Source organism: Idiomarina sp. UBA4206 (assembly GCF_002383015.1).
Classification (GTDB): Bacteria; Pseudomonadota; Gammaproteobacteria; order Enterobacterales; family Alteromonadaceae; genus Idiomarina; species Idiomarina abyssalis.
Genome location: NZ_DFTS01000040.1, coordinates 1 through 10,809 on the forward strand (window position 1 = coordinate 1; position 10,809 = coordinate 10,809).

Consider the following 10,809-nt stretch of genomic DNA (forward strand, 5'->3'; position numbering starts at 1 on the left):
CGAGAGTAGGTCACCGCCAGACTTTAATTCTAAGAAGCCCTCAGCTAACGCTGGGGGTTTTTTATTTCTGGTGGGGAGCTACGGCGAGAGTAGGGTGAAGCGGGTCCCTGGTAAAGCCAACCATTTGGCTTTACCCCGCTGAACAGGTTGAGCTCTGCGAAACCTTGTCCAGACTACAAATAGGAAGACCCCGGTGCTAACGCGCCGGGGTTTTTTATGTCCGAAACAAAATACCTAGCTTCGGCATTATCAGGTAACTAAAAGGTCGGATAAACTGTCTGGTTAATGTGTAAGTAACCATCAAAGATGGGGGACGCTCATTTAACTTGCTTCTGAGTGCGAGGCTTAATTTTAGTTTTCTATGGTATATATCAAGTCACCACCTTGACCTTCTGTACTTGAAGTCGATTCGAACAGCAGCCTTTCCGATAGTGTGTAGCGCAATATGAAAGTGGAAGTGGGCTCCAGCAAACCGATTCCGTATTTGATATATAATTGAGGCGATAAGTACTTACCAATATAAAGAGATGTATCATTTACATCGCTGGTTTCTGAGTCCAACGACACTTCATCTAAATCAAAAGTACTTTTTATCCCTTCAGTCAGAAACTCGGTGCTACGCCCCCCGACTAATAGCGCAGCTTGTAACTCAAGGTTATTTACATCTCCCTGGCTTCCTGGTGGTTTACCGAATAAAAGGTAAGAAAGAATTGTGCTGTCAGGAAGCGGTGGTGTCGAAAATAAGCTGAGCTCAGGCTGTTCTATAGTCCCTGTTACTCGCGCTCCGATAGTTTCAGGGGGGCGCTGAGAAACACCGTTACCTTTTATATTTCGTGTTACTCGTAGGTTTAAAGACGGTGTATCTAAAGGTCCGCCGTTAAATAAGAGATCGCCGCGTTCTATAGCCAGCTTTTGGCCGTAAATTTCGTAATCTCCCGAAACAACGCCGATACTTCCATTTCCCGTAGCGGCAGAGTCTGGTTGTTGCTTAATTCGTAGCTGTCCTTGCAGATTCCCGGAGAACCCCATAGCTTCAACGCGTACGCTCTTACCTAAACTCACAGTGATATCTGCTTTAGTTCTGAATAGAGACTCTTCTTTCTTCTCGTTTTTTATATTAACGTCAGCAGACTCTGTAGCAGCTTGATTTAACTCTACCGGAGTTATGCGTGCCTTGGGAACGTTTAAGTCTCCAGTAAGAGTTACCAGGTCCTCTTGCAGCTCAATGCTGACATCAGGAGAAGCCGAAAGTAAGAGATCCGGCGTGTCTAAAATTAATAGATCTTCGCCTTTTATGGTTAGCAGGCCAACTCTCTTAAAGACATTGAATCGACCTTTAATATCAACATCTCCTTGACCTACCTTACCCTTAGCATTAACAGTAAATTGTCCAACATCTGCATCGGCAGTTAGCTCAGCCTCTAGATTCGTAATCAAAGTACCGCTGGCAAGTAAAACAATTCTGTCTGCAGATAAATTCATGCTTCCTGATGCGGTTGGATCGTTAAGTTTACCTGCAATAGTTAGTTCGGCTTCAGTTTTTCCGTCACCTATATTGATCTGTGGCGCAAATAGGTTTAACAACTCCAGACTTTTTGAGCTCAGTAACATTTTCCCCGATATTGGACTATTGGCATTTAACTGTTCAATATTCAGTTTTCCAGACAGCTCAAAGTCCAGTTCATTGGCTTCAGCATTCAATGAAATATCAATATCTTGCTCTGCGCCGTTTTTTGCTTTTAGCGCTAGCTGGTTTAAGGTTATGACTTCTTCACCCGCTTGTATTTTAGAGTTATCTGCGTTGACGAATCCCTCGAATTTTTCAAATTTCATTGTCTGATTGTTAAATACACCATCAATGCCTAAAGAAAGTTCTCCACTCAATGTGTAAGGAGTGTCAGGTAAGGCAAGTGCCTGGAGCAAACTCAAAGGCACTTCGCTGGCATCTGCAGTAAAGTTTATTGAATCTTTTTGCTGCTCTAGTTGAGCACATAACGGTTTACGTAGTCCTTTATAGCCTAGGCAAACCGGAGTTACGTCAAAAGTGTTTTCTTGATAGTTAAAGGAGCCGGCTACTGACTGGTTCAGAGTAATTGCATCATAGTCAGGTAGCTTGAGGTTAAACTCAGCAATATCAAAATCAAACCGTGGTTGGTTTAATTGACCGTTGATACTTCCTTCCGCTGCCAGTTCACCTTTGATATCTGATAGCTTGCTTAAGTCTCTGGAGCTTAGCTTCCAGTTTAAGTCGTTGCCAGGACTGAGTGCCCCATTGGCTAATAACGAGTGTGGGCCCCAGCGTGCTTCTAGTTGGTCGACAAATAAATAGGGATCTAACAGACGCAATCTAACTTTTGCGTCTACTGTCTGCTGTTGGAAACTACCTGAGAGGTCAGCGGCCAGCGAAAGGTTATCTTTCCACTCAATGATTGCGTTGCCATTTACTTGCTCTTCATTTTGAGAGAGTTGCCACTGAGTTAGCTTTAAACTTGCGTCCGTTAGTTCGGCTTCTGTTGTAAGGTTGAAATCATTCTCTAGTAATCCGGTGAGCGTATTGTCCAAATAGATAGCCAAGTCACCTATCGTGCCCTGCGTTGTCAGTTTGCCGTTTTGGCTAGTCAGTTGATTGGGTTGATAGATAATCTCATCCCAGGTTGCCGATACATTTATTACCGGATTAGTTTTAAGTGATGAGATTTCTCCCCGAAGAGTTAACACACCGTCAATGTCTCCCTGGGGCTGAATATTAAGAGCGTTCAGGGCCAGTACGTTGTTCCTATAGTTCAGGTTGCCATCAATATCTGCTTGTTGCTTATTAACCATGACGGAAATTGAAGGCTCCAGCTCGATATGATCCATACCGCCTTGTCCGTTAAGGGTTCCGTTGAAACTCAGGTTGAGGGTATCTGCGCCGAAACTCGTCAACCATGGAGTTATATTATTGTCTTGCCATTGACTCGTAAGCTGCCACTTAAGGTCATTAATTGGGTCCTGTAATTCAGCCGAGATCGTGCCGATAAGGCCTTCTGATAATTCACTAGTCGTCGATAGCTTATGCAGGTTACCGACTATACGACTTTTGACTTTTAGCTCGGGGTAGTCCGGCGAGTGCAGGTGTGTGTTGTTATTAAGGTTGCTATCAAACGGGTAAGAAAGCTTGGTTCTGCCGCTAATTGTCGTTGTCATGTATTGATGCTCGAGCTGCAGCTCCCGAATGTTTAGGCTCCCACTTGTATCAAGCCTCACTGACGCATTAATATTTAGGCTCTGCGCAGGAGTTTCTAGAATAAAAAATTGCGTTTTTTCAATGGATAACTTGAGCACATTGAAGTCTATAGGGAGTTCAATTGAAATGTCTTGAATAGAAGTTTCTGAGGCGTCACTTTGCTCTTGTTCTGCCGCTCGCAGCCTTATTTCACCGCCGTTACTTTTAACGCTGTTTATTCTAAGCACACCCGATAATAGAGCAAAAGGTTTCCAGCTTACTTTGAGCTGTTCCGGGGCATAAGAAAAAGTACCGGCCTCTAAGCTAAAGTCTCTGAACTCAAACTCATTTAAAAGGCTTCCATTAAACTGACTATAACTGAATTCAACAGGGGCATACTTCTGCACCTGGGTTAATACCCATCGACTGCCGCTTTCGCTGGCGACCAGACTAAAAGCTATAATAGGAATCAGGAGAACCAGACTCAGGATAGTCCCTGCTAACCAGCGATATACCCTCATAGATCGGGGCCTAATGTAAAGTGCAGGCGCCACGGTTTACCTGGCTCGTCTATCGCCTGTGCCAAGTCAAGACGGATTGAGCCAATGGGCGATATCCAGCGAACACCAAAGCCGACACTTTGTTTGAGTTTTTCATTAGGTTCAATCATGGCATTACCAATATCGGTGAAGAGGGCGACACGCCAGTTATCCTTAAATCGATAGTCGATTTCCGCGCTGGCGACCGCTAGGTAACGGCCACCGATAACAGTTCCTGTATCATCTTCCGGCCCCAGTTGTTCATAGGCATAGCCACGTACACTATTGTCACCACCAGCAAAGAAACGTAGTGACGGTGGTAGTTGATCAAAGTCTTTAATATAAGTCGCTCCGGCTTCTGCCCGGGCAAGAAAGCGTATTCTCTCAGTTAAAGGGACAACAGCTTTAAAGCCAAGTTCCAGGCTCGCCAGGTCTGCATCGGATAACAGAGCCTCATTGGCGGCCTTTAAGGTCACATCAAATCGAAAACCTTTATCAATGTTTAAGCGACCATCAGCGGTCATATAGTTCCAGCTTGCCTGAGGAATAAGGAACTGACTGGTTCCGGAACTTTCACCGATTTCGAAGTCGTCGCGTTGCCAGTGCAGTCCATATTCACGGCGCCACTTATTCATTGCCACGATACTAGAAGCTCCCAGACGATAGAGTCGGTTGTTCTGACCTTCGTTGTCTTTATCAGATGCTTCTGCTCGTAGTTGGTAATAATCAGATTGTGGCTTCTTACCGGGAATAATGTAATTAACGCCGACAGTGCTTTCGACTTCAGAGATTTGTGTTGTTCCGCGCAGCTGGTGGCCTTCTGTATTTACCCAGCGGCGGTTAATACTGGCTCTCACGCGGGCTCCGGTATCGGTACCGTAGCCGATGCCGTATTGGTATTGGTTTCTGAAGTTTGGCTCAGAATTGACAGTAATAGGCACTCTGTGTTGCTTAGACTCATTCCACTGCGGACTGACCTGAACCGATGAAAAGTATCCGCTATCGCCCAGAGCTATTTGTAATTGACTGAGCTCTTGAGTGTTGTAGCCTTCACCTTGTTCAAAGGGAACGTAGCGCTGCAGTAACTCGTCATCCAGAATGTCTTGTTCAAAGGTAATTTGCCCATATTTGTAGCGTTGTCCAGAATCAAATACGACATTAATTGCGGCTGTATTCTTTTCAACATCTATTTCAACGTTGTGTTCTATGAAACGGGCATCGTGATAGCCGCGTTGACTGGCTAAGGATAAAAGGCGCGATTTGACGCTTTCATAGTGGCTGTGAATAAAGCGCTCCTGCTCCTTCAGGTTACTGCTTTCAATAACTTTCCTAAAAGCTTCATCGTCCGTCGCATCGCCTTTTATTTTCCATGAATTTTGCGAAATTCGAACCGGTTCGTTTAAGCTCACCTGGTACGATGCTGACCAGCCGTAATCGACAGTTTCTAGTTGAGCATTCACTTCAACCTGATAATATCCGTAGGGACGTAGTGCCTTTTTGATGTCTTTAGGCGCTTGTCGATGTAAATACCGAACTCGATAAGCGGCATAACTTTTATTTTCGTCCAGACGGGCTATTTGCAACAATGCCATAACGTTGTTGTACTCATCGCCTTCAACACCTGAAACCTCAACTTCTACCGAAGCATGAGCAAAGGTGCTGAAAATTAACGCACAAACAAAGAGAATACATCGAAAGTAAGACATTGAAGTGTTATACCTGATAAAACGTTTCAACATAATGACATGCTTTAAGATTTCATGTAAATCATTGGGTTCAATCTGGAGATACTATGGCGATAGAAATTACGACAGCAGAGAAACGATTGCTACAAAGAGTCAGTATTCCTCCGCGCCCTCAAACTCTGTTAACTGTCAGTAGTGAAGCCAAAAAAGATGAACCCGATGTTGGTGTTATTGCGGAATCGATCTCTGCCGATATGAGTATAGCTGCAGCTGTGTTGCAGGTAGTTAATTCCGCTGCTTACCGTCGGGCTAAAGAGGTCGACTCTATCCAACAGGCTGTTATGACGCTTGGATTCCGTCGGGTATTTCCTATTGTTCGGGCCGTTGCGCTAAAGTCAGCGTTAACTTCCGACTACGATCTTAACGAGTTCTGGCGGTATAACGAGTGGGTTGCCAGCGCCTGTGTTTTGGTCGCAGAATCTATAGGACGCCCCGAATTAAGAGACCATGCGTATATGCTCGGGTTATTTCAAAGCTCCGGCATACCGGTCATGCTGGCTGAATTTGATGATTATGCCGATTTGCTTAACGCATCAGCAAGCACTCCCTGGCCCAAGGTGCAGATAAAAGAACAAGAGTTATTTCAGACAACACATACTACGATAGGCGCCTTATTGGCTCAGCATTGGAAGTTGCCCAAAATCGTTGTCGAAGTGATTTACTACTTGTTTGAAGACAGCTCTATTTTCACTCACTCTAGTGAGTTGGATAGCCTGACGTTGGATCTTCTGGGAATACTTAAAATTGCGCGTTACGCGGTGGATATGAGAACTCGGAGCCTGGCGGGAGAAGAAGAATGGGAGCAAGTTCAGGATGGGGTGCTGGAACATTTTCAAATTGATGAGTTTAAGGTAGAAGAAATACTACAAATTGTTCATGAAGAGCTCTTTGACGCAGAAGCTTAGTCAGAATTGTTTAATTAATCTGCAAACGATAAGTAGACTTACAAATATCGCTTGTTTGAATGCTCGGTGTCGGTATAATTCTCCGCTCAAGTGTTAGGGGCGTAGTTCCAATTGGTAGAACAGCGGTCTCCAAAACCGACGGTTGGGGGTTCGAATCCCTCCGCCCCTGCCAGATTTTATTGATTCAAAGCGAAGACCGGTCGCAACTAGGATTAAAGAATGAGCGCAAATAACGAGACGCAGAGCAGTTCGTTGAACAGTTTGAAATGGATAATCGCAATCGCCCTTTTAGTTGTTGCTATTGGCGGTAATCACTATTACACAGAAGAAGTGTCGGTTTTATATCGCGCTATTGCTGTGGTTGTTTTAGTGGCCTTAGCAGGTTTCTTTGCGAGCACGACGACGAAAGGAAGAACCTTCCTGTCGTTTGCTAAAGAAAGCCGCACCGAAGTAAGAAAGGTTGTTTGGCCATCGCGTCAGGAAGCAACTCAGACCACGCTTATAGTTATTGTTGCCACTGTTATTGTTGCACTTATTCTTTGGGGCCTTGATGGTATCCTGGTTCGTGTGGTTGGCTTCTTAACCGGATTGGAGATTTAACCATGAGCGATAAGAAACGTTGGTACGTCGTACAAGCTTTTTCCGGTTATGAGGCACGTGTTGCCGAGTCTCTGAAAGAACATATCAAAATGCATGGTATGGAAGACAAGTTCGGCGAAATTCTTGTACCGAAAGAAGAAGTGGTTGAAATGCGCGGTGGCGTTCGTCGCAAAAGCGAGCGTAAATTCTTCCCAGGTTACGTTTTGGTCGAAATGGACATGGACGAAGATGCATGGCACTTAATTAAAAGCGTGCCCCGCGTACTTGGTTTTATCGGTGGCAGCAGTGACCGCCCAACCCCTATCTCCAAGAAAGAAGCTGACGCTATTCTGGATCGCTTACAAGATTCTGCAGACAAGCCTAAGCCTAAGACCTTGTTTGAGCCAGGCGAAGTGGTTCGCGTCAACGACGGACCTTTTGCTGACTTTAACGGTACGGTTGAAGAGGTTGATTACGAGAAAAGTCGTGTAACGGTTTCTGTTTCAATCTTTGGCCGCGCAACGCCAGTTGAGCTTGAGTTTGGTCAGATAGAAAAAGCTTGATCAAAAAAGCAGCAAGACAATGATTGATCTATGGCGCGAAGTCACTTATAATTCGCGTCCTTTTTTAACGGGAAGCCGTTAGAGTAACTTTCCTCTGAAAAGTTACGAGGCGTTAAACCCACAACAGAGGTAATTATCATGGCGAAGAAAGTATCGGCCATTATCAAATTACAGGTAGCTGCTGGTTCAGCTAACCCGTCACCGCCAGTTGGTCCTGCGTTGGGTCAGCACGGTGTGAACATCATGGAATTCTGTAAAGCGTTCAACGCTCAAACCGATAGCCTTGAAAAAGGTGCTCCGGTTCCTGTTGAAATCACAGTCTTCGAAGACCGTTCATTCACATTTATTACTAAAACACCTCCTGCGTCTTTCTTATTGAAGAAAGCGGCTGGTATCAAAAGTGGTTCAGGCGAGCCAAACACCAAGAAAGTTGGTACGGTAACTCGCGCGCAATTAGAAGAAATTGCTAAAACTAAAGAACCTGACTTGACTGCTGCCGACATGGACGCAGCTGTACGCACTATCGCCGGCTCTGCTCGTGCGATGGGCTTGAACGTGGAGGGCTAATCAATGGCTAAATTAACAAAACGCGCTCGTATGATCGCAGAGAAAGTTGAAGCCCGTGATTACGATGTGAATGAAGCTATCACTCTGTTAAAAGAGTTAGCAACAGCAAAATTCACTGAAAGTGTTGATGTCGCAGTAAACTTAGGCATCGATGCTCGTAAATCTGACCAAAACGTTCGTGGTGCTACTGTACTGCCAAACGGTACTGGTCGTGACGTTCGCGTCGCTGTATTCACTTCAGGTGACAATGCAGAGAAAGCGAAAGAAGCCGGTGCAGACATCGTTGGTATGGAAGACCTGGCAGAGCAAGTTAAGAAAGGCGAGATGAACTTCGACGTAGTCGTGGCTTCGCCTGACGCAATGCGTGTTGTCGGTCAATTAGGTCAAATCTTAGGTCCACGCGGCCTGATGCCTAACCCGAAAACAGGTACTGTAACACCTGACGTAGCAACAGCGGTTAAAAACGCTAAAGCAGGTCAGGTTCGCTATCGTAACGACAAAAACGGTATTGTTCACGCAACAATCGGCCGTGTAGATTTCGATAACGACAAATTGAAAGAAAACCTTGAAGCCTTGTTGGCCGCTCTTAAGAAAGCGAAGCCTTCATCAGCTAAAGGTGTTTACTTAAAACGCATCAGCTTGTCTACAACGATGGGCGCTGGTGTAAGCATTGACCAGGGAACTGTAGCAGCGGTTTAATTCGCTCAGTTCGGTTAATGTAATGGTTTATGGGTTGGAGCTGCCGCGGCGTTGCTAAGTCGCAACAAAGCAAGGCTCCCGTCCAAGACCGTAGGTGTACCGCGAGTATCCCGGAATATTGGGTAGTGGCACTTAATTTCCTACGCAGATGGTGATATCCGACTCAGGCTCTCTGGGTAGAGAATCACCGTGACAACGCGGTGGGTTTATCCCACCTAATTGTAACGAGGGACTTCGGTCCCAAATTGAAAACGAGGTGATATCAGTGGCAATTGGTTTAGCCGGAAAGAAAGCCATCGTTAAGGAAGTTAACGAAGTTGCTTCAAATGCGCTAGCCGTCACCGTTGCTGAATATCGAGGCATCGAAGTAGCCGATATGACTGCGCTGCGCAAGAAAGCTCGTGAGCAGGGTATTTTCGTTAAAGTTGTACGAAATACACTAGCAAAACGCGCTTTTGAAGGCACACAGTTTGAAGACATGGGCGATGCACTTAAAGGACCTCTTGTTTATGGGTTTTCAATGGACGCACCGGGCACATCAGCTCGTTTGTTCAAAGACTTCTCAAAAGAAAACAAGAACTTGCAAGTGACAGCTCTGTCAATCGGTAATGGCATCATGGGTCCAGAAAAACTGGATGCAGTTGCTTCACTTCCGACTCGTGACGAAGCATTGGCTAAATTGCTCGCCACCTTCAAAGAACCTGTTAGCAAATTCGTTAAAACTGTTAACGAAGTACCTAGCAAGTTCGTTAGAACGTTGGCTGCAATTAAAGACGCTAAATAATACGTTGGTTTTTTTAACCATTTTTTGTAATTATCAACCCAGGAGTTTAGAGTAATGGCTCTGACTAAAGACGACATCTTAAACGCGATCGCTGAAATGCCAGTAATGGAACTGGTTGAATTGATCGAAGCAGCTGAAGAAAAATTCGGCGTTGACGCATCTGCAGCAGTAGCAGTAGCTGCTCCAGCAGCAGGCGGCGAAGCAGCAGCTGAAGAGAAAACTGAATTTGACGTAATGCTGAAAGCAGCTGGCGCTAACAAAGTTGCTGCTATCAAAGCTGTTCGCGGCGCAACTGGCCTTGGCTTGAAAGAAGCTAAAGCTATGGTTGAGTCTGCACCAGTAGCAGTCAAAGAAGGTGTAAGCAAAGACGAAGCTGAAGAGCTGAAAAAGCAGCTTGAAGAAGCTGGTGCGGAAGTTGAAGTTAAGTAATTTCACTTTTGTACGACATATGGCCTTTTAGGCCTTGGGCTGGTGGTTAATTAACCACCAGCCTTTTTGCGCTGTATCGCTTGTATCATTTTGCCCGACGTTGGATACAGATAAGCGAAAAAAGATAACAACGGGATCGACAGATAAAAGATTAATCTGTTTTTAACCATCGAACCACTCGTTGGTTAGGGTCATCAATCAGCTAGCTGAGGAACCCCATGGCGTACTCCTACTCTGAAAAAAAACGTATTCGTAAGGATTTCGGTAAACGACCTCAGGTCTTAGAAGTTCCTTATTTGCTGTCTATGCAGCTTGATTCATTTAAGAAATTTATTGAAGTCGATCCAGAAGCCAATAATGGTCTGGAAGCGGCTTTTCGTTCGGTTTTTCCTATTGCCAGTTATTCTGGTAATGCGGAACTGCAGTACGTCAGTTATCACATGGGTGAGCCGGCGTTTGACGTTGAAGAATGTCAAATCCGTGGCATTACCTACTCAGCACCATTGCGTGTGAAACTGCGTCTGGTGCTGTTTGATAAAGAAGCAGCTGCCGGTACAGTTAAAGACATTAAAGAACAAGAAGTGTACATGGGCGAAATTCCGTTAATGACAGAAAACGGAACCTTCGTTATCAATGGCACAGAGCGAGTTATCGTTTCTCAGCTCCACCGTTCACCTGGTGTGTTCTTTGATCACGATAAAGGTAAATCTCACTCGTCAGGTAAAGTCCTGTATAACGCGCGTGTTATTCCTTACCGTGGCTCTTGGTTGGATTTTGAATTTGATCCTAAAGAC

General features: G+C 45.1%; 9 protein-coding genes, 1 tRNA gene and 1 pseudogene. 9 read left to right on the plus strand and 2 right to left on the minus strand.

Annotation, left to right across the window (positions count from 1 at the left end; genetic code table 11):
• Positions 1 to 351: 351 nt before the first annotated feature.
• Positions 352 to 3,726, minus strand: a complete 3,375-nt coding sequence (locus B3180_RS08575; RefSeq protein ID WP_278358828.1) for a translocation/assembly module TamB domain-containing protein — start codon at positions 3,724 to 3,726, stop codon at positions 352 to 354.
• The gene (locus B3180_RS08580; RefSeq protein ID WP_278358827.1) at positions 3,723 to 5,450 is read right to left on the minus strand and encodes an autotransporter assembly complex protein TamA; all 1,728 of its coding nucleotides are present in this window, start codon (positions 5,448 to 5,450) and stop codon (positions 3,723 to 3,725) included. The genes B3180_RS08575 and B3180_RS08580 overlap by 4 nt, the downstream gene beginning before the upstream one ends.
• An 86-nt stretch (positions 5,451 to 5,536) precedes the next feature.
• On the opposite strand from B3180_RS08580, the gene B3180_RS08585 reads away from it, so the two are divergent.
• The 9 genes and pseudogenes from B3180_RS08585 to rpoB form a co-directional block, all read left to right on the plus strand.
• Positions 5,537 to 6,394 carry an HDOD domain-containing protein gene (locus B3180_RS08585; RefSeq protein WP_054491108.1) on the plus strand — a complete coding sequence of 286 codons (858 nt, stop codon included), beginning with the start codon at positions 5,537 to 5,539 and terminating at the stop codon, positions 6,392 to 6,394.
• A 95-nt stretch (positions 6,395 to 6,489) separates the two neighbouring features.
• Positions 6,490 to 6,566: transfer RNA gene (locus B3180_RS08590), tRNA-Trp, on the plus strand.
• Positions 6,567 to 6,613: 47 nt separating this feature from the next.
• A complete protein-coding gene (secE, locus tag B3180_RS08595; RefSeq protein ID WP_054491338.1) occupies positions 6,614 to 6,994 on the plus strand; it encodes a preprotein translocase subunit SecE in 381 nt (126 codons plus the stop codon).
• Between the two features lie 2 nt (positions 6,995 to 6,996).
• Complete coding sequence (nusG, locus tag B3180_RS08600) at positions 6,997 to 7,536, plus strand: transcription termination/antitermination protein NusG (RefSeq protein ID WP_054491337.1); 540 nt, start codon at positions 6,997 to 6,999, stop codon at positions 7,534 to 7,536.
• Positions 7,537 to 7,674: 138 nt separating this feature from the next.
• Complete coding sequence (gene rplK, locus B3180_RS08605; RefSeq protein WP_011233603.1) at positions 7,675 to 8,103, plus strand: 50S ribosomal protein L11; 429 nt, start codon at positions 7,675 to 7,677, stop codon at positions 8,101 to 8,103.
• Between the two features lie 3 nt (positions 8,104 to 8,106).
• Positions 8,107 to 8,802 (plus strand): 50S ribosomal protein L1, encoded by a 696-nt coding sequence (gene rplA / locus B3180_RS08610; RefSeq protein WP_273022493.1) that lies wholly within the window; start codon positions 8,107 to 8,109, stop codon positions 8,800 to 8,802.
• Positions 8,803 to 9,067: 265 nt separating this feature from the next.
• Positions 9,068 to 9,586 carry a 50S ribosomal protein L10 gene (rplJ, locus tag B3180_RS08615; protein WP_054491335.1) on the plus strand — a complete coding sequence of 173 codons (519 nt, stop codon included), beginning with the start codon at positions 9,068 to 9,070 and terminating at the stop codon, positions 9,584 to 9,586.
• Between the two features lie 54 nt (positions 9,587 to 9,640).
• Positions 9,641 to 10,015: a 50S ribosomal protein L7/L12 gene (gene rplL, locus B3180_RS08620; RefSeq protein WP_054491334.1), complete on the plus strand. Its 375-nt coding sequence runs from the start codon at positions 9,641 to 9,643 to the stop codon at positions 10,013 to 10,015.
• 218 nt (positions 10,016 to 10,233) lie between these two features.
• A pseudogene (gene rpoB / locus B3180_RS08625) lies at positions 10,234 to 10,809 on the plus strand (DNA-directed RNA polymerase subunit beta); the annotation flags it as partial.